At 60.0% G+C, this 23,964-nt stretch carries 28 protein-coding genes; 11 read left to right on the top strand and 17 right to left on the bottom strand.

Annotated elements, in window-relative coordinates; translation table 11 throughout:
• Position 1: 1 nt before the first annotated feature.
• A complete protein-coding gene (locus tag BLS51_RS03180) occupies positions 2 to 361 on the bottom strand; it encodes a DUF1304 domain-containing protein (RefSeq protein ID WP_090178390.1) in 360 nt (119 codons plus the stop codon).
• A gap of 102 nt (positions 362 to 463) precedes the next feature.
• On the opposite strand from BLS51_RS03180, the gene sugE reads away from it, so the two are divergent.
• Positions 464 to 781: a quaternary ammonium compound efflux SMR transporter SugE gene (sugE, locus tag BLS51_RS03175; protein ID WP_090178393.1), complete on the top strand. Its 318-nt coding sequence runs from the start codon at positions 464 to 466 to the stop codon at positions 779 to 781.
• Here the strand turns inward: sugE and BLS51_RS03170 are convergent.
• From BLS51_RS03170 to BLS51_RS03160, 3 genes are read right to left on the bottom strand one after another with little or no spacing between them, the layout of a single operon-like run.
• Positions 778 to 1,740, bottom strand: coding sequence for a M14 family metallopeptidase (locus BLS51_RS03170; RefSeq protein WP_090178397.1), 963 nt, complete (start codon positions 1,738 to 1,740; stop codon positions 778 to 780). The genes sugE and BLS51_RS03170 overlap by 4 nt on opposite strands.
• A 9-nt stretch (positions 1,741 to 1,749) precedes the next feature.
• Positions 1,750 to 2,115 (bottom strand): hypothetical protein, encoded by a 366-nt coding sequence (locus BLS51_RS03165; protein WP_090178400.1) that lies wholly within the window; start codon positions 2,113 to 2,115, stop codon positions 1,750 to 1,752.
• A gap of 4 nt (positions 2,116 to 2,119) precedes the next feature.
• Positions 2,120 to 5,380 carry an nSTAND1 domain-containing NTPase gene (locus tag BLS51_RS03160; protein WP_090178404.1) on the bottom strand — a complete coding sequence of 1,087 codons (3,261 nt, stop codon included), beginning with the start codon at positions 5,378 to 5,380 and terminating at the stop codon, positions 2,120 to 2,122.
• 162 nt (positions 5,381 to 5,542) lie between these two features.
• On the opposite strand from BLS51_RS03160, the gene BLS51_RS03155 reads away from it, so the two are divergent.
• The 3 genes from BLS51_RS03155 to BLS51_RS03145 are packed head-to-tail and all read left to right on the top strand — an operon-like array spanning position 5,543 to position 7,624.
• Complete coding sequence (locus tag BLS51_RS03155) at positions 5,543 to 6,154, top strand: glycoside hydrolase domain-containing protein (protein ID WP_090178407.1); 612 nt, start codon at positions 5,543 to 5,545, stop codon at positions 6,152 to 6,154.
• 2 nt (positions 6,155 to 6,156) lie between these two features.
• The gene (locus tag BLS51_RS03150) at positions 6,157 to 6,444 is read left to right on the top strand and encodes a hypothetical protein (RefSeq protein WP_090178411.1); all 288 of its coding nucleotides are present in this window, start codon (positions 6,157 to 6,159) and stop codon (positions 6,442 to 6,444) included.
• Positions 6,445 to 6,469: 25 nt separating this feature from the next.
• Entirely contained in the window at positions 6,470 to 7,624 is a 1,155-nt protein-coding gene (locus tag BLS51_RS03145) for an acyltransferase family protein (RefSeq protein WP_090178414.1), read from the top strand.
• On the opposite strand, the gene BLS51_RS03140 is transcribed toward BLS51_RS03145, so the two are convergent.
• The 4 genes from BLS51_RS03140 to BLS51_RS03125 all read right to left on the bottom strand — a co-directional run bounded on the left by BLS51_RS03140 (position 7,587) and on the right by BLS51_RS03125 (position 10,053).
• Entirely contained in the window at positions 7,587 to 8,051 is a 465-nt protein-coding gene (locus tag BLS51_RS03140) for a hypothetical protein (RefSeq protein WP_090178417.1), read from the bottom strand. The genes BLS51_RS03145 and BLS51_RS03140 overlap by 38 nt on opposite strands.
• 37 nt (positions 8,052 to 8,088) lie before the next feature.
• Entirely contained in the window at positions 8,089 to 8,421 is a 333-nt protein-coding gene (locus tag BLS51_RS03135) for a DMT family transporter (RefSeq protein WP_090178421.1), read from the bottom strand.
• 124 nt (positions 8,422 to 8,545) lie between these two features.
• Positions 8,546 to 9,415 carry a pirin family protein gene (locus BLS51_RS03130; RefSeq protein ID WP_090178424.1) on the bottom strand — a complete coding sequence of 290 codons (870 nt, stop codon included), beginning with the start codon at positions 9,413 to 9,415 and terminating at the stop codon, positions 8,546 to 8,548.
• Between the two features lie 38 nt (positions 9,416 to 9,453).
• The gene (locus BLS51_RS03125; RefSeq protein ID WP_090178427.1) at positions 9,454 to 10,053 is read right to left on the bottom strand and encodes an FMN-dependent NADH-azoreductase; all 600 of its coding nucleotides are present in this window, start codon (positions 10,051 to 10,053) and stop codon (positions 9,454 to 9,456) included.
• A 115-nt stretch (positions 10,054 to 10,168) separates the two neighbouring features.
• Between BLS51_RS03125 and BLS51_RS03120 the strand changes: the two genes are divergently transcribed.
• A complete protein-coding gene (locus tag BLS51_RS03120; protein ID WP_090178430.1) occupies positions 10,169 to 11,080 on the top strand; it encodes a LysR family transcriptional regulator in 912 nt (303 codons plus the stop codon).
• Here BLS51_RS03120 and asd read toward each other — a convergent pair whose 3' ends face one another.
• Positions 11,081 to 11,926, bottom strand: a complete 846-nt coding sequence (asd, locus tag BLS51_RS03115) for an archaetidylserine decarboxylase (protein WP_090178435.1) — start codon at positions 11,924 to 11,926, stop codon at positions 11,081 to 11,083.
• A gap of 118 nt (positions 11,927 to 12,044) precedes the next feature.
• Between asd and BLS51_RS03110 the strand changes: the two genes are divergently transcribed.
• From BLS51_RS03110 to BLS51_RS03100, 3 genes are all read left to right on the top strand, one after another.
• Positions 12,045 to 12,959 carry a LysR family transcriptional regulator gene (locus BLS51_RS03110; RefSeq protein ID WP_090178438.1) on the top strand — a complete coding sequence of 305 codons (915 nt, stop codon included), beginning with the start codon at positions 12,045 to 12,047 and terminating at the stop codon, positions 12,957 to 12,959.
• 182 nt (positions 12,960 to 13,141) lie between these two features.
• On the top strand, positions 13,142 to 13,432 hold the full coding sequence (locus tag BLS51_RS03105; protein ID WP_090178441.1) for an H-NS histone family protein: 291 nt from the start codon (positions 13,142 to 13,144) through the stop codon (positions 13,430 to 13,432).
• 122 nt (positions 13,433 to 13,554) lie between these two features.
• Complete coding sequence (locus tag BLS51_RS03100; protein ID WP_090178444.1) at positions 13,555 to 14,169, top strand: LON peptidase substrate-binding domain-containing protein; 615 nt, start codon at positions 13,555 to 13,557, stop codon at positions 14,167 to 14,169.
• On the opposite strand, the gene BLS51_RS03095 is transcribed toward BLS51_RS03100, so the two are convergent.
• The 3 genes from BLS51_RS03095 to trpS form a co-directional block, all read right to left on the bottom strand.
• Positions 14,166 to 15,125 carry a DMT family transporter gene (locus BLS51_RS03095; protein WP_090178447.1) on the bottom strand — a complete coding sequence of 320 codons (960 nt, stop codon included), beginning with the start codon at positions 15,123 to 15,125 and terminating at the stop codon, positions 14,166 to 14,168. The two genes, BLS51_RS03100 and BLS51_RS03095, sit on opposite strands and share 4 nt — an antisense overlap.
• Before the next feature lie 106 nt (positions 15,126 to 15,231).
• On the bottom strand, positions 15,232 to 15,522 hold the full coding sequence (locus BLS51_RS03090; RefSeq protein WP_090178449.1) for a DUF1294 domain-containing protein: 291 nt from the start codon (positions 15,520 to 15,522) through the stop codon (positions 15,232 to 15,234).
• A gap of 11 nt (positions 15,523 to 15,533) precedes the next feature.
• Positions 15,534 to 16,580 (bottom strand): tryptophan--tRNA ligase, encoded by a 1,047-nt coding sequence (gene trpS / locus BLS51_RS03085; RefSeq protein ID WP_090178452.1) that lies wholly within the window; start codon positions 16,578 to 16,580, stop codon positions 15,534 to 15,536.
• A 355-nt stretch (positions 16,581 to 16,935) separates the two neighbouring features.
• On the opposite strand from trpS, the gene BLS51_RS03080 reads away from it, so the two are divergent.
• Positions 16,936 to 18,840 carry a CocE/NonD family hydrolase gene (locus tag BLS51_RS03080; RefSeq protein ID WP_090178456.1) on the top strand — a complete coding sequence of 635 codons (1,905 nt, stop codon included), beginning with the start codon at positions 16,936 to 16,938 and terminating at the stop codon, positions 18,838 to 18,840.
• On the opposite strand, the gene BLS51_RS03075 is transcribed toward BLS51_RS03080, so the two are convergent.
• Both BLS51_RS03075 and BLS51_RS03070 read right to left on the bottom strand, forming a co-directional pair.
• Positions 18,841 to 19,083, bottom strand: a complete 243-nt coding sequence (locus BLS51_RS03075) for a helix-turn-helix domain-containing protein (protein WP_090178460.1) — start codon at positions 19,081 to 19,083, stop codon at positions 18,841 to 18,843.
• Positions 19,083 to 19,604: a DUF2975 domain-containing protein gene (locus tag BLS51_RS03070; protein WP_090178464.1), complete on the bottom strand. Its 522-nt coding sequence runs from the start codon at positions 19,602 to 19,604 to the stop codon at positions 19,083 to 19,085. The genes BLS51_RS03075 and BLS51_RS03070 overlap by 1 nt, the downstream gene beginning before the upstream one ends.
• 76 nt (positions 19,605 to 19,680) lie before the next feature.
• Between BLS51_RS03070 and BLS51_RS03065 the strand changes: the two genes are divergently transcribed.
• Positions 19,681 to 20,520 carry an alpha/beta hydrolase gene (locus tag BLS51_RS03065; protein WP_090178467.1) on the top strand — a complete coding sequence of 280 codons (840 nt, stop codon included), beginning with the start codon at positions 19,681 to 19,683 and terminating at the stop codon, positions 20,518 to 20,520.
• Positions 20,521 to 20,522: 2 nt separating this feature from the next.
• Here BLS51_RS03065 and BLS51_RS03060 read toward each other — a convergent pair whose 3' ends face one another.
• The 3 genes from BLS51_RS03060 to BLS51_RS03050 are packed head-to-tail and all read right to left on the bottom strand — an operon-like array spanning position 20,523 to position 23,227.
• On the bottom strand, positions 20,523 to 21,326 hold the full coding sequence (locus tag BLS51_RS03060) for a substrate-binding periplasmic protein (RefSeq protein ID WP_090178471.1): 804 nt from the start codon (positions 21,324 to 21,326) through the stop codon (positions 20,523 to 20,525).
• Positions 21,323 to 22,552 carry a TCR/Tet family MFS transporter gene (locus BLS51_RS03055; protein ID WP_090178474.1) on the bottom strand — a complete coding sequence of 410 codons (1,230 nt, stop codon included), beginning with the start codon at positions 22,550 to 22,552 and terminating at the stop codon, positions 21,323 to 21,325. Before BLS51_RS03055 ends, BLS51_RS03060 begins: the two co-directional genes overlap by 4 nt.
• A gap of 15 nt (positions 22,553 to 22,567) precedes the next feature.
• On the bottom strand, positions 22,568 to 23,227 hold the full coding sequence (locus tag BLS51_RS03050; RefSeq protein ID WP_090178478.1) for an HD domain-containing protein: 660 nt from the start codon (positions 23,225 to 23,227) through the stop codon (positions 22,568 to 22,570).
• Positions 23,228 to 23,426: 199 nt separating this feature from the next.
• Between BLS51_RS03050 and BLS51_RS03045 the strand changes: the two genes are divergently transcribed.
• Positions 23,427 to 23,921, top strand: coding sequence for a chemotaxis protein CheW (locus tag BLS51_RS03045; RefSeq protein ID WP_090178482.1), 495 nt, complete (start codon positions 23,427 to 23,429; stop codon positions 23,919 to 23,921).
• The last annotated feature ends 43 nt before the right edge of the window (positions 23,922 to 23,964 follow it).

Here is a 23,964-nt window from a genome sequence, read left to right as displayed (position 1 = left end):
GTCACGCCGCGAAGTGCAGGGCCAGGCCGATGATTGCCGGCAGGGTTTGAATCAGCAGGATCGAACGCTTGACGGTGATACCGCCCCAGATGCCAGCCACCGCCACGCAGGCCAGGCCGAACACGGTAAAGGCCGACGCAATGGCAGCGTCTGGATGCACGTAACCAACCACCAACGCGGCGACCAGGAAGCCGTTGTAGCAGCCTTGGTTCGACATCGCCGGCTGGACAATTTCCGCCTTCTCCTTGCTCAGGCCAAAGACGCGGCGTCCGCGTGAATTGAACAGCACGGTTTCCAGCAACACGATGTAGACGTGGATCAGCGCCACCAGCGCGGTGACGATCTGGGCTGCTAAGTGCATGAGTGCTCCTTATTGTTATGTTGGTGGAACATTATCACCCGGCTGAGGCGCTTGCGGCTAGAGGCCCTGCACCAAATTTTGCCCGAATGCTATAGTGTCGTCATGACATGGATAATTCTGATCTTGGCCGGATTGCTGGAAGTAGTGTGGGCGGTAGGCCTGAAATATACCGAAGGCTTCAGCAAGCTGGTGCCGTCGGTCCTGACCCTGACCGCGATGGCCGGCAGCGTCGGCATGCTGGGCCTGGCGCTGCGCACGCTGCCGCTGGGGACAGCTTATGCGATCTGGACTGGCATCGGCACGGTGGGGACGGTGGTGTACGGCATTGTAGTGCTGCATGAGCCGGCCAGCATCGTGCGGTTGACCTGTATCGCCATGATTGTCGGCGGCATTATCGGCCTGAAGGTATCGACGGCTTAAAACGCTGGATTGGGGCGGGTGAGGTAGTACCACTCGCTGTTGGCTTCGGCTGCTGCGTCCGGAAACAGGATGCGGCCGTCGAACTCGGCCAGCACCGGCGTGCCATCCACGCGGCGGCCGATTTCCTCGCCTTGCCGGACCGGATCGAAGCTGGCCCAGGCGCGACTGAACTTGTCGTCCGCGTGCTGTTTGTCGTAGACCGACACCATGCTTAGTGCCTCCATCTGCTCGGGCTGGACCTGCTCCGGCTCGGGCGCATCAATCATGCCGAGGAAGGCCAGCGTATTCAGGATGGCGCGATATGCCACTTCGGGCGCTTGCGGATCATTGTGCTGGCCACATTCCAGCGTCAGCGCATAGCCGCCGACCGAGCGCATGTATTCGGTAGTGCCCATGCCGTAGCGCAGCACTGTCTGCAACGCGCTGCTGCCGCTCAAGCGCCGCTGCACGCCGGCGCCATAGGTGCGCAGCCAGCCATCGACAAACCGCCGCACGCCCAGCCGCCGCGCCCAGGCGCGTTCCTGCGCCTCATGCTTGAAAGGCTCCAGTGGCCCATCGTTATTGCGCGGCCCGACCATGACGAAAGGCTCGCCGGTTCCGCTGAACGAATGCAAGTCCAGCAGCACATCATGCTGCGCCAGCAGAGGACATAGCCAGTTCGCTACACGATCCTCAAAATTCTGCGGGTTTGGATTCGGGAAAAGATTACGATTGAGATTACGATCGCCAGCGCGCTCGCCTTTCACATAAGCGAGGGGATTTACGACCGGTACGAACGTTACGCCACCTTTTATTATCGCCAGCACACCACGGTCTAGATTTTCAAACACTTGAGCCATCGCCTTGGTACCACAAGTCTCATTGCCGTGTACAGCTCCAGTAATGATCAACTGTGTCCCAGCTTGTTGCCCACAATAGTGGATGGATTTGAATTGCAATGCGCTGGCGCTGATTACCATCTTGATGAATTAAAGTTCGGGAGAGTTCTGGACTTCTGGGTCGTGGGCGAACTCTACGCCATTTTCATCTTTAAAATGAAGCGTGATGTTGAGCGTAATTTTGGATGTGTTAGCATCGATAAAAGTCAGTTGTTTTCCGCTAATACTAACACTTTCCTCGCTCAGCTGATCGTTGTGTTCCGGAACCACGGTCATGCCAGTAAAGATGATATCTTGGTCTCCACTATCGAATATCTGATAGTTAATGATGGTATCTTTGGCTGTGATCCACGGAACGGCCGGGAAGGTTTCTACCTTGAAATCGTCTTTGGTTTTGCCAGGGCGGACTTTAACGAGAACATTGATAAATTGGGTGCTCGGAACAAGATTACTCATAAGTCTACTTTCTTCGGTGGGTGGAAAGATAATGCAAGTAAGCAGGGTCACGATAATCCATCATTTCGAGACGCTTACGTTGTTGCAAAGATTCTTCATGTTGTCCAAGGCAGGCATGGGCTTTGACCCATGGCGCCAGCACATTAAAGTCGGAGCTGTTGTTGAGATATGGACGTAGTATGTCCAGTGCATTTTCACAATAAAGTCTTCCAGCATCAGATTTTTTTTGCTCGTGTAATTCCGCATTGAGTATTAATGCCTCAACCATGCTGTTGCGTATCAATAGATCAGTTGGAGATTTTTCGTTTAAATTTTTTAATTTTTCGATGCCTGGATCAAGGCTCGCGCTTGCCTTTTCGACCTTCTGTTGGCTCAAAAAAATGGCAGCTTTAAATCGCTGTGTGTTTGCGAGCATAATTTGAAGGGCGATTTTTTTTGGTTCCAGCAATATTAGTTCGGTAAGATTCTGTTGCAGTTTATCTAGTCGTGTAAGCACCTGTTCAGGGCTTTGCAGTTTGCTTTCATTCTCAATAATACGCAATTCTGAAATATAGAGACTGCGCTGCCAGTTGCGGTTGCTGGAGTCCTTTGCAACCATGGTCTGGAGTAAACGATGTGCTTGCATCACAGCCTGAAGACTTCCTTGGCTATCACCGCGTGCCTGTTTTATTTCTGAACGGTGAGACCATGCGGATGCCAAGCCATTAACCCAAAGTGTTTCGGTGGGATAGTTGTCATGCAGCGACTGGAATAATTCCAGCTCACGCTGTCCCAAGATTTCCGCCTGTTCTAAATTACCTAATTGCATTTGGGCCGTTGCTTGCCATGATATGCTGTTTGCCAGGTCCGCCGCCATGCGCTTGTTTTTTGGATCTTTATCGTATGCACGCTGCTTGAGACTGACAGATAAAGCGAATTCGCTTGCAGCTTTTGTTGCATCGCCGCCGCGTAATGCAACAGTTCCGAGATTGCTGTGTGCGTAGGATTGTTCAATCCAGCTGTCTATAGATGAGGGTATGGCAGCGGCTTGACGATCTGCAAAATGAAGGTATTCCTCAAAATATTTTCGTGCTTCACCTAATTCCCGCTTATCAAGGTGTATTTGTCCTAGCCAAAATGCGTTTTCCCCAGCGCTTTTTAAAAGTTCTAAGTCAGAAGGGGCCGTTTCTAACTTCTTTTGCAAGATCGCTCGCGCAGCTAATAGAGCTGTGTTTGCACCTATGGCATCGCCACGGGAAATACGTACCTCAGAGATCAACTGCAATGACTTCGCGCGTTGGGCAAGCGCTGTATCGCTGGCGTTTCCAATTGATGGATCGGACAAATATTTCAGAGCCCGATTGCTTACGCTATCAAGCAGATCAAGCTTGCCGAGGGGACGCAATTTTTCAGCAAATTCACCCAGCATGAATGCCATCAGACCTTCCGCTTCGTTTCTATGGGCCTCGGCTTGGGTTTGTGCGGAACGCGCGGTGATTCCCAGACCACCTGCGAGTACGGCTAGGCAAGTAACAACGATCAATACCATCATCCTCATGCGCTCACTGCGGCGTTCGCTTTGGAGGGATGTCTGGATGAAGTCTTGTTCTTGTGACGAGAAACTAAGGCCGCCGTGCTGCTGAATCTCGCGCGCCTGGTTGGTCTGGGTGCCGGACGGCAGCAGCATGTCGCGCTTGCGGCCGCTTTCTTGCCAGCGGTTGGCCTGGGCGCTGATGCGGCTGCGGATTTGCAGGGCCTGGCGGTGTTCTTCTATCCATTCGACCACGCGCGGCCAGCGGCGCAGCAGCGCTTCGTGGGCGATGCCGAAGGTTGGTGCGCCGCCTTGCAGGTCGCTGACGAACAGGTGGGCATCCACCAGCGCTTGCACCAGCTTGTTTTCGGCGTCGTTGCGCAGCGCGGACCACGGCACGCGGCGCGAGCTGACGATGGATTCGTCTTCCGCCACCAGCACCAGCTGCGACAGCACATGGGGCAGGGCGGCGATCTGCTGCGCGCCCAGGGCGGATATCACCTGCTCGGCGCGGGCGCCGATTGCGCCTTCCAGGCCGCCCATGGCGTGAAAGGCAGCATGAGTCAGTTCACCGTCAGGCGTGCGCTGACGGTACAGCTCTTGCAGGCAGTATTGCAGCAGCGGCAGGCTGTCCGGGCCGGAGCGGGCGGCGTGGCATAGCACGTCGTCCAGGCCTTCGCCCTTGTCGTCGACGGTGTAGCGCAGTTGCGCCACCTGTGCCGGGTGACGGACGATCTGGGCGATGTCGGCGCTGCCGGGTGGCGTCAGGTCGAAGTGGCCGCCGCTCAGCTTCAGGTTCATCAGCGCCGGATAGGACGCCAGGTGCGGGTAGAAGTCATTGCGGCAACCCAGCACCAGTTGCATGCTGCCTGAGCGCGCCAACTGGTCCAGCACGTTGATGAAGACGGCGCGCTCGACATCGGTGATGTGCGGCAGGCGGAACACGGCTTCAAAACGGTCGATGAACAGCAGCAGCTGGATGCTCGGCAAACGCTGCTGCATGTGCTCGATCAGCACGGGCAGGTCGTGCGCCAGGCGCTGCGCCAGGGCGGCGGCGCTGGTGTTTTCAAACAGCAGCCGGTCGTTGATTTCGGCGTCCAGCAGCACGCTGGCCAGCGTTTCCAGCAGCCCGGACTGGCCCATGTCGGCGCAGTCAAGCTGGACGTGGGCGCTGATGGCGATGCCAGAATCTGCCGGCGCGGCGCCCGCTTTCAGGGCGGGAATCAGGCCGGCCTGTACCAGCGAGGTCTTGCCGGCGCCCGACGGACCCAGCACCAGCACCATCGCGCAGGCGGCCTGGGCTTGCGCCACCACCACTTGCACCAGTTGGTCGACACTCAGCTTGCGGCCGAAGAAGATGGCGGCGTGTTTTTCTTCAAATGCTTCCAGTCCGCGGAACGGCGACGCGTGCAGCCAGCTGCCCTGGCTGACTTCGTCGTCATAGCTAAGCTCGGCAAGCAGGCGGTAGCCGCGCTTGCGGATGGTTTCGATGTAGCGCGGTTCAGTGGCCGAATCGTCCAGCGCGCGGCGCAGCTGGGTGATGATTTTGTGGATGGCGTTGTCGCTTGGCGAGACATCGCCCCAGCAGGCGTCGAGCAGGGTTTCGGCGGAAATCACTACATGGGGATGGCTGCACAGGTACAACAAAACGTCCATGGCGCGCGGCTCCAGCTGTCGGTTTAACACACCGCAACTGAGCGTATTGGTGGCCGGATCGACCCGCCACTCGCCAAAACGAAAACTCTTGTGCTTCATTCCTGCCCTTGAGAATCAATGACTTAGACACCCGGAAGGTTTCCAGAAGGTGGTCTTTGCCTAGACTGGGTAAAGTTGTTACATGTAAATACTAACACTATCTCTAGAGAAATAGTTAAGGATTTATATGACCAAAGTTTTACAAAGTCTCACGGAGAATCCATGACAGTTTTGACCGGCGTGAAAGCCCCTTTTGAACTTACCCAATACGCGATAGCGATTAAGCAACAGGGAATAGATTTTGCCATTCGCCATTACACGCATCAGGCTGGCAAGAGCCTGTCGCTGGCCGAGGCGCGCGCGCTGACCGATGCCGGTATCCAGATCGGCGTGGTGTGGGAGGCGCCGGATGCGCACCTGAGTTACTTCAGCCGCGCGCAAGGTTGCGCAGACGGTGCCGCAGCCTACCTGATGGCACAGTCGGTGATCACCCAGCCATCGGGCTCGGCTATTTATTTTGCCGTACCGGACATGATCGAATTCAGCGAGGCCGCCAGCCGTTATTTCGAAGGCATCAACCAGGCGTTCAGCGCGGCCGGGCCGGCCGAGCGCAAGTATCAGGTGGGCGTGTACGGTACCAGCGCCTGCTGCGAGGCGATGATGGGGCGTGGCCTGGCCACTGTCGCCTGGCAGGCCGACCAGGAGGTGGGCGCGGATTACAACTTGAAGCAGTTGCACGCGGCCACCTTGCCGGTGGATGACGGTCAGCGTATCAGCGTCGGCATGGTGTGCAACAGCCCGGACCGCCCGGCAGGACTGTTCCGGGTGCTGTAACGATGAATATCTGTTTTACTGAAACACCGTCGCTGAAGACAGTCAAGCCGTCCAAGACCATCTTCCTGAACAATACCGGGCAGGATGTGACGCTGAAATTCGTCACGGCGCCGGACCTGGTGCTGGGGGCGTACACCATCAGCAGCGGCATCAGCGCGGCAATCGACCATATCCGCTTGGGCGTCACCGATTATTATTCCTGCCACAGCCAGAACGTGGCGATTCCGGGCGACTGCACGGCGGTGCTGACCTATTCGAATAGCGTGTTGACGATGGCTATATCTTCCTGACAAGGATGACGATATGATACGGCCGATGAATGCTTCCACTATCGGCCGCAACTCCGGCCTCGACACGCTGCGCGCGCTGGCCATCGTGCTGGTCTTTGCCAACCACTATATGATTTTCGTCAGCGGCCAGTCGACGTTTGGCTGGGTCAGCGAAATCGGCTGGGCCGGCGTGGACCTGTTCTTCGCGCTCAGCGGCTATTTGATCGGTAACCAGATTTTGTCCGGTATCCGCAAGGAGCAGGCCGGCACCGAGCGGTTTTCGCTGGCGCGTTTCTATGCGCGTCGCTTGCTGCGGACCTTGCCGAATTTTTACGCGGTGCTGGCGCTGTATGCCTTGTGGCCTGCGATGCGCGGCGCCAGCGAATTGCCGCCGCTGTGGAAATTCCTGACGTTCACCCAAAATATCGATCTGCGGCCGGGCACGGCGTTTTCGCATGCCTGGTCGCTGTGCGTGGAGGAGCAGTTTTATTTCCTGCTTCCGGCGCTGGCGCTGGGGATCGCCATGCTGCGCAAGTCGCTGGCCTGGGCTTGGCTGGCGGTGGCCGGCGCGCTGTTGGCGGGAATGGCGGTGCGCAGCCATCTCTGGAGTGGCCTCAGTGAAGCGGAACTGAGTGGCGCGCATTATTACACGCAGATTTATTACGCTTCATGGTGCCGCTTCGATGAACTGGTCTGTGGCGTGGCGCTGGCTTTGCTGAAGAATTATCACGGTGCCGCGTGGACGCGCATCACCGCTTACGGCAACTGGACGCTGGCAGCCGGCATGGCGCTCACCGCGCTGACCTGGCATTACCTGCTGGAAGATCATTATGGCTACGCGATGACGGTTTATGGCTATCCGCTGCTGGGCCTGAGTTTCTGCCTGTTGCTGCTGGCGGCGCTGAGTCCGGGATCGCTGCTGCAGCGTTGGCGCGTGCCGGGTGCGGCCAGCCTCGCGCTGTGGTCCTATGCGATCTACCTGACGCACAAGCAGCTATGCGTGCTGCTGCGCGCTCCGCTGGAGGCGCAGGGCTGGGGACCGGAAAGCTGGCAGGCCCTGCTCATCATGGGGACGGCCAGCGTGCTGGTGGGCTGGTTGCTGTATCTCTGCGTAGAGACTCCGTTCATGAAGCTGCGCGACCGCTACGTGCCAAGCAACTACGCTAATTCATCTCGATCACGTCAAACGGTGACTGCGTAGAGCCAAGGAAGGCCATGACCGTGCGGGCGCGGTCGCCCATGTCGTAGCCGTGGGTGGAGTCGACCACGCTGCGCAGGCCGGGGATTACTTCGGTGATGTGCGGGCTTTCATAAGCCAGCACCAGCAACGCGGCCAGTTCGCTGGCGCGGCCACGGTTGATGCGCATGCGCTCTTCCAGCACGGCCAGCAATGCACGCTGCATGCGTGGCGTTGGGTTGGTGATGTAGCCAAACACCAGCGGCGTGTTGGTGATGGCGTCGCACAGACGATTTTCAATCTGCTCCGGCTTGACGTCGGAAGCGATGTCGAAATACGCGCCATTCCAGCGCGTGCGTTCATACGGGTGACCAGGCGGGAACGCGTCGGCCGTTTCAAAACCGAGCATGTGGCTCAGGCGGCGCAGCCATTTAATAATTGTGGGCATCATATTGGGATTTCCAAAGTCTGTTGGCGGAGCGGGAGCGTTAGTGCGCGCTGGCTTTGGAGAAGACGTTCATGACGATGACGCCGGCAACGATCAGTGCCATGCCGATCAGGGCGGGTGGATCGAGCTTCTGGCCGAATACCAGCCAGCCGACCAGCGTAATCAGCACGATGCCGACGCCGGACCACACCGCGTAGGCGATGCCGACCGGGATGCTGCGCAATGTCAGCGACAGGAAATAGAAGGCGATGCCATAGCCGGCCACCACCAATAGCGATGGTAGCAGCCTGGAAAAGCCTTCGCTGGATTTCAGCGCCGACGTGGCGATGGTTTCGGAAATGATGGCGATGCCTAGATATAACCACTGTTTCATGTTCTCTCCTGTAATCCAGCGATTATCGCAAAAAAATGGCCGGGGATGAGCCCGGCCAAACAGGGAGAGATGAAATCGGCAGCCCCAGGCGCAGGTGGTCTGCACCTGGTGGCTGTTGTAACTGTTACGCCTGGGCTTCCTCGCCCAGTTTGCCGGCGCGGAAATCTTCCACGGCGGCGAAGATCTCGGCTTGCGTGTTCATCACGAACGGGCCGTATTGCGCGATTGGCTCGTTGAGCGGCTGGCCGGCGATCAGGATGAAGCGGCTGTCTTCGTCCGCCGTGATGGTCACACCATCGGCGCCCTGGGTATTGGCCAGGATTGCCATGCGGCCGCTGGCCACCGGCTTGTCACCGATCGTCACCGAACCACGGTAGGTGAAGATGAAGGCGTTATGGCCTTCCGGCAGCACTTGGCTCAACGACGCGCCTGCCGGCAGGTGGACGTCGAGATACAGCGGCTCGGTCACTTCGCGCTGCACCGCGCCGTCCACACCGTGCGAACGGCCGGCGATGACCTTGACCTTGGCGCCCGCTTCAGTGGTGAAGACCGGCACGTCGTCGCCGTTGAAGTCGCGATACCATGGCGCGCGCATCTTGTCCTTGGCCGGCAGGTTCAGCCACAGCTGGAAGCCTTCCATCACGCCGTCTTCCTGCTCCGGCATTTCCGAGTGGATCACGCCACGGCCGGCGGTCATCCATTGCACGCCGCCGTTGGTCAGCAGGCCTTCGTTGCCGGCGCTGTCCTTGTGGCGCATGCGGCCTTCCAGCATGTAGGTCACGGTTTCAAAGCCGCGGTGAGGATGGCTGGGGAAGCCGGCGATGTAATCGTTGGCCTGGTCGCTGCCAAAGTTATCCAGCATCAGGAAAGGATCGAGGCGGCGCTGCAGCGTCTGGGTCAACACGCGATTGATCTTGACGCCAGCGCCGTCCATCACGGCCTGGCCGGTGATGATGCGTTCCACGCTGCGTGGGGTTTGTACTTGATCGGTCATGTCGTTCTCCATTAATTAGTTTGCGCCGCCTGGATTGCTTACACCAATACGGCGTTGATTTCTGCTTCCGCGTCGGCTTGTGCCTTGGCGACTGCTTCCGGACCCATGCCCAGGCCTTCGGCGAACACATACTGCACATCAGTCAGGCCGACAAAGCTCAGGAACATCTTGATATGTGCCAGCTGGGTATCGGTCGGCGCATCGCGGTGGATGCCGCCGCGCGACAGGGCGACGTAGACTTTCTTGCCGGTCAGCAGGCCTACCGGGCCGGTTGGGCCGTACTTGAAGGTCACGCCAGCGCGGGCAACTGCGTCGAACCAGGTTTTCAGCTGGGCGGTAATGCCGAAGTTATAAGTCGGTGCACCGATCACGATCACGTCAGCCGCTTGTGCCTGGGCGATCAGCGCGTCGTCCAGCGCCACGCGTGCGGCTTGTTCGACGCTGCGCTGGTCTGCCGGGGTGAACAGGGCTTGCAGGGCAACTTCGTCCAGCACCGGATGCGGATTCGCGGCCAGGTCGCGGCGGGTGATGGCGGCGCCTGGGTTGGCGGCGCTGATTTTTGCGACCAGGGCATCAGCCAGGCGAGTGGATTCCGAACCGTTGCTGCGGGCGCTGGAGTTGATTTGCAGGATGTTCATGGTGTTGCTCCTTAATGTTGGTGAGTGCTGCGTCGATGGAGTAACTTTAACCGTTTCAAAATCCATCCGGAAGACGCTAAAATGGATAACATTAATCCACTAATGGAACAATCCTATGGAAATCGACCCTGGCGACCTGCTTTTATTCGCACGCATCGTTGAATGCGGCAGCTTCAGCCTGGCGGCGGAGCGGGTGCAACTGCCGAAATCGACGGTATCGCGCCGGATTACGCTGCTGGAAGGGAAGTTGGGTGAGCGTCTGCTTCAGCGCACCACGCGCAAGCTGGTGCTGACCGAATTCGGCGCCAGCCTGCTGGAACATGCGCAAAAAGTGGCCGACGAAACCGAGGCGGCCGGCGCGCTGGCGCAACACCGGCAAGTAGCGCCGAGCGGCCTGTTGCGGGTGTCGATGCCGGCCGACTTTGCCAATGTCGCGGTCAGCGCGGTGCTGGCCAGGTTCATGGACAGCTATCCGGCCATCTCGCTGGAGCTGGACCTGTCGCCGCGCCGCGTCGACCTGGTGGCGGAAGGCTTCGACCTAGCGATCCGCATGGGCACGCTGCCGGATGACGCCACACTGGCGGCGCGGCGCATCACGTTCAGCTCGCTGGCGCTGTATGCCTCGCCGCGCTACACCAATCTGCGCGGACTGCCGGAGCATCCGGACGACCTGTTCAAGCACGACCTGCTGAGCCTGCCGCCACGGGTGAACGGGCTGATACGCTGGAGTCTGCTGCGCGGCAAGACCGCCTGGGAGCGCGACTTGCCGGTGCGGCTGCTGGCCAATTCGCCCGAACTGCTGGTGCGCATGGCCAGCACCGGCATCGGCATCGGCGCCTCGACCGAGGCGATTGCGCGGCCGTATCTGCAACGCGGGGAACTGGTGCGGGTATTGCCGGAATGGGCGTTTCCGCAGGTGACGGGCTGGGCGGTGTTCCCCGGGCGGCGGCTGATGCCGGCCAAGACCCGGGTATTCATCGATATGCTGGAGGCGGCCTTTGAGCAGGGCGCGCCGGTGGGGATGTGACTACTTCAGCTGTGCCATTTCCTCGCCCAGCTTGACCGGCGCGGCCGGCTGCCAGGCGGAATTGAACTTCAGCACATCCTTCTGGAACAGCATGACCACGGTGGAGCCCAGCAGGAAGCGGCCCAGCTCGTCGCCTTTTTTCAGCACGATATTCTGGTCGTCGTATTTCCACTCGGTGACTTGCGCCAGGCGTGGTGGATTGATCACGCCATGCCAGACGGTGGCCATGCTGCCGACAATGGTGGCGCCCACCAGCGTCATGATGAACGGGCCGTGGGCGGTGTCGAACACGCAGACCACGCGCTCGTTACGGGCGAACAGGCCGGGGATGCCGCGCGCGGTGGTGGGATTCACCGAGAACAGCTCGCCCGGCACATAGATCATGCGGGTCAGTTTGCCGTCGATCGGCATATGAATGCGGTGGTAGTCGCGCGGGCTCAGGTAAAGATTGGCGAAGCTGCCGTGCTGGAATTGCGCTGCCAGCTGGGCGTCGCCGCCGACCAGCGCGGTGGTGCTGAATTTGTGGCCCTTGGCCTGGAAAATCTGATCGTCCTCAATATCGCCGAATTGGCTGATGCGGCCATCCACCGGGCAGATATACGCGGCATCGGCCAGCGGACGGGCGTCCGGGCGCAGCGCGCGGGTAAAGAATTCATTAAATGTCTTGTAATTGGCGATATTCGGATCGAGCGCTTCGTCCATATTGACGTTATACCTGCCGACAAACCAGCGGATCAGGCGAGTCGTGTACGCGCCACCCTTGGCGCCGGCGATGCGGCCGGCGAGATTGGTCAGCGCTCCCTTGGGAAGCAGATATTGCGGCAAAACAGCAAGGCGATCGGACACGATAGCTAATCCATGCGAATGAATGATCGCGCATTATAACGTTGCCGTGCGCACCTCGGCGCAGTTGATGGAGAGTGATATGATTTTCCCGTAAATTCTTTTCACTGGGGAATATCTTGTGAAGATACCGAAAAGCACATTGGAACAGTGGCAAGTCTTGCAGGCGATCGTCGAATGCGGCGGTTATGCGCAGGCGGCCGAGGCTTTGCATCGTAGCCAGTCTTCGGTCAGTTATATGGTGGCCAAGCTGCAGGAGCAATTGGGCGTGGAACTGCTGGAAATCGACGGCCGCCGTGCCCGGCTGACCAAAAATGGCCAGGCGCTGCTGAGCAAGGCGCGCGAATTGCTGGGCGATGCCTTCCAGCTGGAGCAACTGGCGGGCAGCCTGGCGGACGGCTGGGAGCCACAGGTCAGCATTGCGGTCGACAGCCTGTTCCCGGTCGAATTGCTGGTGCAGGTGCTGCGCGATTTCGAGCCGTGGGCGCGGCATACGCGACTCAATCTGGAGGAGACGGTGTTGTCCGGCTCGGAGGATGCGCTGTTGGAAAAGCGCGTGGATATTGCCATCGTCAGCCGCATACCCTCCGGTTTTCTCGGCGACGCGCTGATGGATATTGAATTCGTCGCGGTCGCCCATCCCTGTCATCCGCTGCATGCGCTGGGGCGCGAATTGGAGATCGACGATTTAAGCCGTCATCTGCATATCGTGGTGCGCGATTCCGGCACCTTGAATCCCCGCGATCATGGTTGGCTGAATAGCAATCAGCGCTGGAGCGTCACCAGCCCGCATACCCGGCTTGAAATGATTTGTAATGGAATCGGGTTTGGCTGGCTGGCCGAACACAAGATTCAAAAACAATTGGAACAGGGTTTGCTTCAGCCTTTGCCATTGCGTGTGGGCCAACGGCGCAAACTGTCCTTGTCGCTGGTGGTGGCTAATCCGGAATTAGCCGGCCCGGCCACCTGCCGCTTGGCCAATTTAATCCGCAAGGTCGTGAAGGAGGGGATACAACTGCGCACGCTTTGTGAATGAGGGTGCATATATATTCTCTTGCAAACAGTTGTGGAAAATCTCCATTTTTATCGCTATATTGGTATTTATCAGGATATATCTGGAATATCCCTGTGAAGTTATGGTAAATTGCGCCTATCAAATCTCACACATTGTCACTTGTGGTTTTTTAAAATCTGACCCATCGATAAGAAGGAAATAAGATGACGACTTACCAGGAATACAAAGCCAAGATCGCTGAGCTGGAAAATCTGGCGGAAACTGCCCGCAAAGATGAAATCGCACAGGCGAAAGAGAAAGTCGCCACCATCATGCGCGAATATGGCCTGACCGTTGCCGATCTGGGCGGCGCAGTCAAAGCCAAGACCTCCAAGCCACGCGCACCAGTACCAACCAAATACCGCGATGACGCCACCGGTCAAACCTGGACCGGCCGCGGCCGCGCACCAAAATGGCTGGAAGGCAAGAACAAAGATGATTATCTGATTAAGTAATCATCCGGTAATAATCTGGCGAGGCGGGTTTATATCGGATAAACCTGCTGCCGGTCTTGTTGATTCAAACGTTTTTCATTTGGTGCAAGCCAGAGCGCCACATTTCGTGAGATGATTGCGAAATGCCATCTATTCCCCTTTTTCCGCTGAAAACCATCCTGTTTCCTGACGGGCATTTGCCGTTACAGGTGTTTGAAGTGCGCTATCTGGATCTGGTCAAGCGCTGCATTGCCAAGGGTGAAGAATTCGGCGTCGTCTCGCTGCTTGATGGGAGCGAGTTGCGCGTGCCGGACCAGCATGAAACCCTGTCCGGCTGCGGCACCATGGCGCGGATCCTCGACTGGAGCGCTCCGCTGCCGGGCCTGCTGCAAATCTCCTGCATCGGCACCACGCGTTTCCAGGTCAAGTCGGCCGAGCAGCTGAAGCATGGCTTGTGGATGGCTGATGTGGACGAGGTGGCGGAAGACATGGTGGTGCCCATCCCGAGCGAACAGCAGGACGTGGCCAACGCCCTGGGCGCGCTGATCCGCTCGCTGCAGAAGAAACAGATTTCCACCGCCAATATGTCGCTGGCGCCGCCATATCGATTGGACGAAGCCGGCTGGGTGGCCAACCGCTGGTGCGAGTTGCTGCGGCTGGACCTGGAAGAAAAGCAGCGCCTGCTGCTGCAGGAAAATCCCGTGCTGCGCCTGGAACTGGTGCAGGACGTCCTCAGCGAGAACGGCCTGCTCGATTAATCGGCGTGCGCCTTGCCGGGATCTTCCAGCGCGTGGATGCGCACCGACCACATCACGCCTGCCACCAGCAGCACCATCGCGGCAATTTCCAGCGTGCGCGGCAACTGCTGCTTGTAGATAAAGCCGTACAGCAGCGCGAACAGCGTTTCAAACAGGATCAACTGGCCGGCCAAGGTCAGCGGCACCTTGCGGCTGGCCACATTCCACAAATGATTGCCGATGGCCGAAGCGCCCAGTGCAATCACGCCGTTGACGATCCAGAACAAGGTCCAGTCGCGGCCGCTGGCGACCGCCGCCGCACCGGTGACGTCGCCATGGAAGACGGCCAGGGCGACCACCGAAATCACCAGGGCGATCAGGCCGCTCGACACGCCGTACAGTGCCGACCATTCGCCGCTGCTGAAATGCGGATTGCGCTTCAGGTAGCGGGTGTTGTCGACCGAGTACCAGGTCCAGCACGCCAGCGCGCCGGCCGCGCACAGCACGCCGAACAGCTTGGCGTTCAGCGGCATGCCATTGCCGACATCATGCGTGAAGACATCGATATTGATGCAGGCGATGCCGGCGGCGACCAGCAGCAGCGGCAGCGTCAGTTGCCGCAGCGGTATCGAGCCGTGATCCTTCTGTCCCATCAGCGTGACCGAAATCGGCAGCACGCCGATAATCAGCGAGGTGGCTGCGACGCCGGCAAACTTGACGCCCAGCGCGAGCAGCATGTAGTAGACGATGTTGCCTGCCAGCGCGTGCTTGACCATGGCAATAATGTCGCTGCGGTCGAGCCGGCGCAGCAGCGGCGGCAGGCGGGTGGACATCAGCGCGGCGGCGATCAGGCCGTAGGCGACGTAACGGCCACAGGCCATTTCAAGCGGCGTGAACGCACGCAGGAATTCCGGCACAATAAACACCATGCCCCACAGGGCTCCCGCCAGCAAACCGCACAACACGCCATTCCACATCGCACACTCTTTCCAAAGCACAAAACAAATAAACCCTAGCGTGTTGCATATCTGCGTGAAGACAGCAGCAGCGCCGTCAAGCCGCTGGAGCTGTCGTCACACTGGGTCATGGAGGATTTGCCAGAGACGTATCCATCTGGCTTATAGCGCCGACCAGCAGCGCCACATTCACCAGCACGGTGAGCCAGAACTTCAGCAGGAAGCTGGTCTTGCTGGACTTGTGGCGCAGCATGCGCTGCGCCAGCAGCGCGCCCGGCCAGCCGCAGAACAATCCCAGCAACAGCAGCGTGCGTTCTGAAATGCGCTGGCGACGCTCGATGGCGGCGGACTTGTCGAGCGCGTAGGCGATGAAACAGGCCACGCTGGCGACGCCGTAGAACGACGCCAGCCATAGCAAGGTCAGCGCGATCAGAAGTAGCTCAGGCCGAGGGCGGCCTTGACTTCATCGGCGGTTTTGGCTGCCACCTCGCGCGCCTGCATCGTGCCTTCCTTCAGCAGCTGCATGATGTAGCCTTTGTCTTTTTCCAGCTCCTCGCGGCGCGCGCGGATCGGCGCCAGCAGTTCCTGCAACACCACTTCCAGGCGTTTCTTGACGATGGAGTCGCCCAGGCCGCCGCGCACGTAGTGGGCTTTCATTTCTTCCAGCTTGTCCTTTTCAGGATCGAAGGCGTCCAGGTAGATGAAGGCGACGTTGCCTTCCAGGTGGCCAGGATCTTCGACGCGCAGGTGCAGCGGGTCGGTGTAGACTTTTTTGACGGCGGCGGTGATTTCAGCGGCGCTGGCGCCCAGGTTGATGGTGTTGCCCAGCGATTTGCTCATCTTGGCCTTGCCATCGATGCCCGGCAGGCGGCCGATGTCCGGCACCAGGGCCTTGCACTCGACCAGGATGTCCTGGTTGACGATGCGGTTGAAGCGGCGCACGATTTCGTTGGTCTGCTCGATCATCGGAATCTGGTCTTCGCCGACCGGCACCAGCGTGGCCTTGAAGGCCGAGATGTCGGCCGCCTGCGAGGCCGGGTAGGTCAGGAAACCGGCCGGGATGTCGCGCTCGAAGCCGCGCAGGGCGATCTCGGTCTTCACGGTCGGATTGCGCTCCAGGCGGGCAACGGTGACCATGTTCAGGTAGTAGAAGGTCAGCTCGGCCAGTTCAGGAATCTGCGACTGGATCAGGATGGTCGACTTGGCCGGGTCGATGCCGACCGCCAGGTAGTCCAGCGCCACTTCGACCACGTTGCGGTGCACCTTGTTGGTGTCGTCCATATTGTCGGTCAGGGCCTGGGAGTCGGCCAGCATGATGAACTGCTTGAACTGGTGCTGGTAATCCACGCGGTTGCGCAGGCTGCCGACGTAGTGGCCCAGGTGCAGTGGACCGGTCGGACGGTCGCCGGTCAGAATGATTTGCGGGCCTTTCGGTGCGGTGGAGACGGCTTCGGTGCTTGGTTCAGGCAGACTCATCAGGGTTCCTTTACGTTGCCCGAGTCTGGCGCGTGGATGTAAAAACGCCACCAGACTAGGGCGGCGTTGATAAAAATATCACATCACTATGGGTGTACAGTGGCCGCGCTCGCTAGGAGCGGCGCCAATACGTGCGGGTGTGAAGCGGGGCATAAAAAATCATGGCCGTATGGTTGCAGGTCATGGCCTGTCTGTCAAGGCTGCTGCGCAGCCGCAAAGCGTTGGCGCGGTGGTGGAACTATGCTTGAGGCCCGGTAGGCTTGCTGGTCGCGCAATCCGGCCTCATTGCCGTACTCTTTAAGCTGCTGCATTAGTGGTATATTGCTTCATTGGAAATCTTTCTTCTGGAGCCGTCATGCGTTTTACCGCTGTTGCAGCGCTGCTTGCCTTGTCTTTCCCTGTCTTTGCGCAAACGCCAGCGATGGCGCCGGACATTCCCGCCAAATTCGACACCATCATTCCCAACGCAGACTACGTCAAACGCGAAGTCATGATACCGATGCGTGACGGCGTCAAGCTGCTCACGGTGATCCTGATCCCGCAAGGCGCCAACAAAGCGCCGATCGTCCTGACCCGCACGCCGTACAACGCCAGCGGCCGCGCCAGCCGCAACATCAGCCCGAGTGTGCTGGCCACCGCCGGCCAGGGCGACGAAACCATGCTGGGCGAGGGCTATATCCGCGTCTTCCAGGATGTGCGCGGCAAATACGGCTCCGAAGGCGACTACGTGATGACCCGCCCACTGATCGGCCCACTGAACAACACCCGCAACGACCACGCCACAGACGCCTGGGATACCATCGACTGGCTGGTTAAAAATATCCCGGAAACCAACGGCAAGGTCGGCATGATAGGCTCGTCCTACGAAGGCTTCACCGTGCTGATGGCGCTGACCAATCCGCATCCGGCGCTGAAGGCCGCCGTGCCTATGAGCCCGATGGTCGACGGCTGGCGCGGCGACGACTGGTTCCACAACGGCGCTTTCCGCATGCCCAACCTGAGCTACATCGCCAGCCAGACCGCCGCCAAAGGCAGCGGCAAACAGCTGGCCACCGGCGTCTACGACGATTACGAGGGCGTGCTGCGCGCCGGCTCGGCCGGCAGCTACGCCGCCCAGTTCGGCCTGGATAAACTCAACTTCACCAGGAAGCTGTTCGAGCATCCCGCCTACGACAGCTACTGGCAGCACCAGGCGCTGGACAAGATCCTCGCCAGGCGCGAACTGAAAGTGCCGACCATGACCGTGGTGGGTTACTGGGACCAGGAAGACATCTACGGTGCCTATGCCGTCTACAAGGCGCTGGAGCCGAAGGACAAGGACAACAACAAAAACTACCTGGTGGTGGGCCCATGGCGCCACAGTGGCGTCAACTACGAAGGCTCGACGCTGGGCGCGCTCAAATTCACCGGCGACACCGCGCTGGAATTCCGCCGCGACTTCATGCAGCCTTTCCTCGATCAATACCTGAAGGATGGCGCGCCAGCTGCCGACACGCCGCCAGTGCTGTTCTACCAGACCGGCGTCAATCGCTGGCAGAAGCTGCCGCAATGGCCGCTGGCCTGCGCCGACGACTGCGCCACGCCACTCAAGCCGATCTACTTGCAGGACGGCTTCAAGCTGGGCTTCGAGGCGCCGAAGGACGGTGCCGCTTACGACGAATACGTTTCCGATCCAGCCAAGCCGGTGCCGTTCGTGCCGCGTCCCGTGCGCATGGGCGACCGCACTGTATGGCAACCATGGCTGGTGTCCGACCAGCGCCGCGTTTCCGACCGCACCGACGTGCTAACCTATGTGACCGAGCCGCTGAAAGCGCGCGTGCAGATCGCCGGCGCGCCGATGGTCAACCTGTTCGCCTCCACCACCGGCACCGACGCCGACTGGGTGGTCAAGCTGATCGACGTCTATCCGGACGAAGTGCCATCGCAGCCGGAAATGGGCGGTTATCAGCTGGGCATTTCGATGGATATTTTCCGTGGCCGCTACCGCAACAGCCTGGAAACGCCGTCGCCGATCCCGGCCAACACGGTGGAGCGCTACCGCTTCGCGCTGCCGAACACCAACCACGTATTCCTGCCCGGCCACCGCATCATGGTGCAAGTGCAATCGAGCTGGTTCCCGCTGTACGACCGCAATCCGCAGACCTATGTGCCAAACATCTTCTACGCCCAGCCTTCGGATTATCAGAAGGCTACGCTGAAGGTCTACCACGCTGGCGAACAGCGCAGCGCGATCGAACTGCCGGTGGTCGAAGCGAAGTAACTACAGCGTCGCTTCCGCCTCGCCGCCATCGACATCCTGGTCCGCTGTGCGCTCCAGGATGTCGCCAGGCTGGCATTCGAGGCGTTCGCAGATTTTCTCCAGCGTGGCAAAGCGTATGCCCTTGACCTTGCCGGATTTGAGCAGCGACAGGTTCTGCTCGGTGATGCCCACATACGCAGCCAGCTCGCGCGATTTGACCTTGCGCTTGGCCAGCATCAGGTCGAGATTGATAACGATGGCCATCAGATGAAGGCCTCGTTCTCGGCTGCCAGCCGGCTGCCTTCCTGCATCAGGCGCGTGACCAGGTAAAACAGGCTGCACACCAGCAGCAGTATCAACTGCTCCGAACGGACCCCGGCCGACATATGGCGCTCGCCGCCGGCCAGCAGCCAGAAGGCAAGGGCACGCAGCGGCGGCTCGGCGATCGTCAGCAACGTCGAAGCCAGCGTGGCGCCGGCAAACGCGCGCAGATGGCCGATGGACTGCGGCGTGAACAAATCACGGCGACGGAAGTTCAACAACAACCGGTCCAGCCGCCACAAACCATATGCCAACACCAGCAAGGGCACGGCGGCCAGTGTCGCGCCGATTGCGCGCTGCTGGGCGGACATTGCCAATCTGGCCGCGCTGCTGACACCTTCGCCGGTAATTTCAATACTCACGATGCCGATATCCGGCGTGAAGCTGGTCCAGGCAAAAAAGAAAAAGGTCGCCTGGACGACAACGCATAGCCACAGAAAGATGCGGATCAGAGAAATTTTCATGCTTATGAATTTATCGTTTTACAGTAAGTTTTTGCTGTTGTATATTGAATTGTACATTTAAAAACGGGAGCTGGGCATGAAAAGCATGTGGTTTGCGGTAGCTGTGGTGCTGTGTTTGTCGGGCTGTGCAGTGCAGGTGGGGGAGCGCAATGTGCTGCGCGCAGACCGGGCGGAAGATCCGCCGCGCACCCGGCATCTCGACCAGGCCAGTGCACCGGCCTGGAAACTGGATGTGCAGGCATTGCCGGTGAATGGTGCGGAATTGCGTGGTGTCGTCGCCAGCCGCCCTGGCAATGCGCTGACTGTGCTTTACTTTGGCGGTAATGCCTTTCATCTCGACGAACATGGCGCCAAGGTGCTGGACGCTGTTGCGCCGTGCGGCGCCGATGTCACCATCTTTGATTATCGCGGTTATGGCCGCAGCAAAGGGGAGCCGAGCATCGCCGCGCTGAAGCAGGACGCGCTGCGGATATTCGACGACGTCAACGCCAGGCGTCCAGGAAGGGTGGTCTTGCATGGCCAGTCGCTTGGCAGCTTTGTGGCGGCTTACGTGGCGCAGCAGCGCCCCGCCGCACGTGGCCTGATCCTCGAATCGACCACCACCAACGCGCGCGACTGGGCCAACGCCATGCTGCCGTGGTATGCATGGCCGTTCGTACGCTTGCAGGTCAGTCCCGAATTGCAGGACATCGACAATGTGGCTGCGGTGTCGGCGTATGCCGGGCCGGCGCTGGTGCTGGAAGGCGAGGAGGATGGCGTGACGCCGCCGCGTCTGGCGCGCCAGGTGTACGCGGCGCTGCCGTCCACCGCCAAGCAGATGGTGCTGGCGCCAGGCGCCGGCCACAACGATGTGCTGTCGTCTACGGTCGTGCAGCCGGCATATTGCCGGTTCATCGGCCAGTTGGCGGCACTTTAGCGCTAAGGGCGCGGGCGTACGCTGTCGGTCAGCACGTCCGCGCGGAAATAGCGCAGGTAGCCTTCCATGATCTGGTTGGATTTGCCGGCCTTTTCCAGCGCCTCGCGCAGGATGGCCTGGTCTTCCGGCTTGAGTGCATTGGACAGGTAGGCGCCGCTCTGTATCCACGGCAGTTCCGGAATCGCCTCGGCCTTCAGCTTTTCCTGCAAGCCGTGCACGCGCGACTCGCGGCGGATCGCGCCGGCCATCAGCGTCGGTCCCATGATGGTGACGTCGGCCGAGCCGGCGTGCAGCAGGCGCGCGACCGCAAGCACGTCGACTTCGACGAACAGGCGGCCCTGCTTTTGCAGTTCGGTGGTCAGCGTGGTGTAATGCTCGCCGTAGTCGAAGCCGCGCACCACAGCCACGCGCAACTCCTTGCGGGACAGCAGGTCCTGCGCGCTGGTGATGGGCGCGCGGCCATTGTTCACTGAAATCAGCATCGCGCGATGATTAATCATCGGGATAAAGGTGCCTGACTGGTCGCGACCCGGCGTGCGCGACGCCGGCGCCAGCACGTCCGCTTTGCCGGTGTTGAACAGCGCCACCTGGCGCGCGCGCGGCACCACCGAGAAGACGATGTTGCAGCCGGTTTTGGCGCCTATGCTGCGCAGGACGTCCGGATAAATCCCTTTTACCTGCTCGCCATCGATCATCACGCTGGCGCCGTTGGACGACACCGGCGCCGCGATATCGCGCGAGCAGGTGGCGCCGGCATGTGCTGCGACGACGGCAAGACAGGCCGCCATCAGCACGCGCGGCGTCATGCCGGCACCTCATGCTTGCGGAAGTAGTTGCGCGCGACGAGGATGGCCACCGCCTGCATGATGGCGCACAGGTAGAAGGTGCTGCCCACGCGCCAGTCGTCGGATGCCAGGTGGCTGACTTCACCCAGAATCGCGGAGCCCAGCAGCGGCATGATGATCACGCCCACGCTGCTGATCGATTGCAGGGAGCCCATCAACTCGCCCTGTTCATTGGACGGCGTGCTCTTGGAGACGATGCTTTGCAACGCCGGTCCGATGGCAAACGACAGCACATTGCAGACAATTAGCACATACATCATCCAGCCTTGCGTCGCCAGGCCATACAGCAGGTAGGTGATGGCGCCCGAGACCAAACCCAGCACCGATAGCCGCACCTCGCCGAAGCGCTTGATCAATATGCCGAGCAGGCCGGCCTGCACCACGGCCGCCGTCAGGCCGACGCAGAACAGCGCAGCGCCATTCTGGCCGGGCGTCCAGTTGAAGCGGAAGGTGGTGTACAACACCCAGGTGGTTTGCAGCATCATCGCTGCCAGCGTCACCAGCGTGTAGGTGACGATCAGGCCACGGATGTCGGTACGGCGCGCCAGCTTGCCGATTGCCGCCAATGGATTCAGTTTGGATAATGTGAACGGCGCGCGGCGCGATGCCGGCAGCGACTCCGGCACGACGAAATAGCCGTAGACGAAATTGGCGGCCGACAGCGCACCGGCGACATAGAACGGCAGGTGCAGGTCGACGGTGCCCAGCAAGCCACCCAGCATCGGCCCGCAGATGAAGCCCAGGCCAAAGGCGGCGCCGATCTTGCCAAAGCTTTTGGCGCGGTTCTCCGGCGTCGAGATATCCGACGCATAGGCCGACGCCACCGACATGCTGGCCGACGACATGCCGCCGATCACCCGGCCGAGGAACAGCCAGGCCAGGTTGGGCGCCCATGCGGTGGTGAGGAAGTTGATGCACATGCCGGCCATGGAGTACAGCAGCACCGGGCGGCGGCCGATACGGTCGCTGATCGCGCCCAGCATCGGCATGAACAGGAATTGCATCAGGCCGAAGACAGCGCCCATCATGCCGTACCAATAGGCCTGGCCTTCACGCGTGCCGGTGAACTCGCCCACCAGCACCGGCAGCACCGGCACAATCAGGCCAATGCCCAGCATGTCGATGAAAACGCTGATCAGTACAAAATTCAGATTGCCCTGCGGTGCTGCAGAATCAGTTGTGCTCATGGGTGCTCGGGAAGGTTACGGCGTGGCCGGGCTGGCGGCCCATTCGGCGATGAAGTTGTCGCGGAAGGCGATCAGCTCCTGCATGCGGGCTTCGCCCAGCCGGCGGCCGGCGGCGGTCTGCATCTTGCCGGGCAGGGTGGCCAGCTTGGTGTCGATGTGGTCCAGCGCATAGGCCTTGTCATTCAGGTCGCGGTGCAGCGCCATCGGATCGTCCGGGTGCGCCAGCGCCGAATCCATGCGGCCGGCGGTATAGAACAGGCGCGCCAGGCCGACCGCGCCCAGCGCGTCGAGGCGGTCGGCGTCCTGCACGATCTTGGCTTCGATGGTCTCCGGGCGAATGCCGGCGGAAAAACTGTGGCTTTCGATGGCGTGGGCGACGGCCGCCAGCTTGTTCGGCGGGAAGTCCAGTTCGGCCAGCTGGCGGCTGGCCAGCAGCGCCGCCTTGCGCGAGGCCAAATGGCGTTCGGGATCGTTCTTGGACAGGTTGACCAGGTCGTGCAGGTAGCAACCGGCCAGCACCACCAGCGCGTCGGCCTCGGGATAGTCGTCCAGCAGCAGGCTGGCGTTGCGCCAGACGCGGTGCAAATGGTTGGTGTCATGGGCGCCATCCGTGCCCTGCGCAGCGGCGGCAAGGGCGACCAGGCGCGGGTGCCAGCCAGTAAGCAAGCTATTCATCTGTCTCCCTGAAAATCGGCGGTTTGTGGCAAATCATACATGCTAGTAGTGGCCTTGTGCAGAGGCAAAAGGATGATTTAATGGTCAATCTGGTAATTGCAATAAGTTTATTTTGTTGCCCGAGCGCATTTAACTGGTGCTATGCATCTTGACTTGAGGTAACATTACGGTCAGTCACTTTAGCAATGAAGGAAAACCTATGTCCAACGTAAGCGAACTCAACGCCTCGGCAAATACCGCTGGCGAGTACCTGGCCTTTACCCTGGGTCAGGAAGAGTATGGCATCGACATCCAGAAAGTCAGCGAGATCCGCAGCTACGAAACGCCGACGCGCATCGCCAACGCCCCGGGATTCGTCAAGGGCGTGGTCAACCTGCGCGGCATCATCGTGCCGATCGTCGACATGCGCATCAAGTTCAACCTGGGCGCGCCAACCTATGACCAGTTCACCGTCGTCATCATCCTGAACATCGGCCACCGCGTGGTCGGCATGGTGGTGGACCGCGTGTCGGACGTGACCACGCTGGCGCCGGAGCAGATCAAGCCAGCACCGGAAATCGGCTCGGCGCTGAACACCGACCACATTGTCGGCCTGGGCACGATTGAAGAGCGCATGCTGATCCTGGTCGACATCGACAAGCTGATGTCCAGCGCCGATATGGGGCTGATCGAGAGCACGGCGCTGGCGGCATAAGCGCCAGCCACCATCACAACGGGCAAGACCCGATGCTGATGCC

It is taken from the genome of Duganella sp. OV510 (assembly GCF_900100205.1).
In the GTDB taxonomy this organism is placed as follows: Bacteria; Pseudomonadota; Gammaproteobacteria; order Burkholderiales; family Burkholderiaceae_D; genus Rugamonas.
Note: the sequence above shows the minus strand (reverse complement) of the source record. Positions and strands in the feature narration are given on the sequence as shown.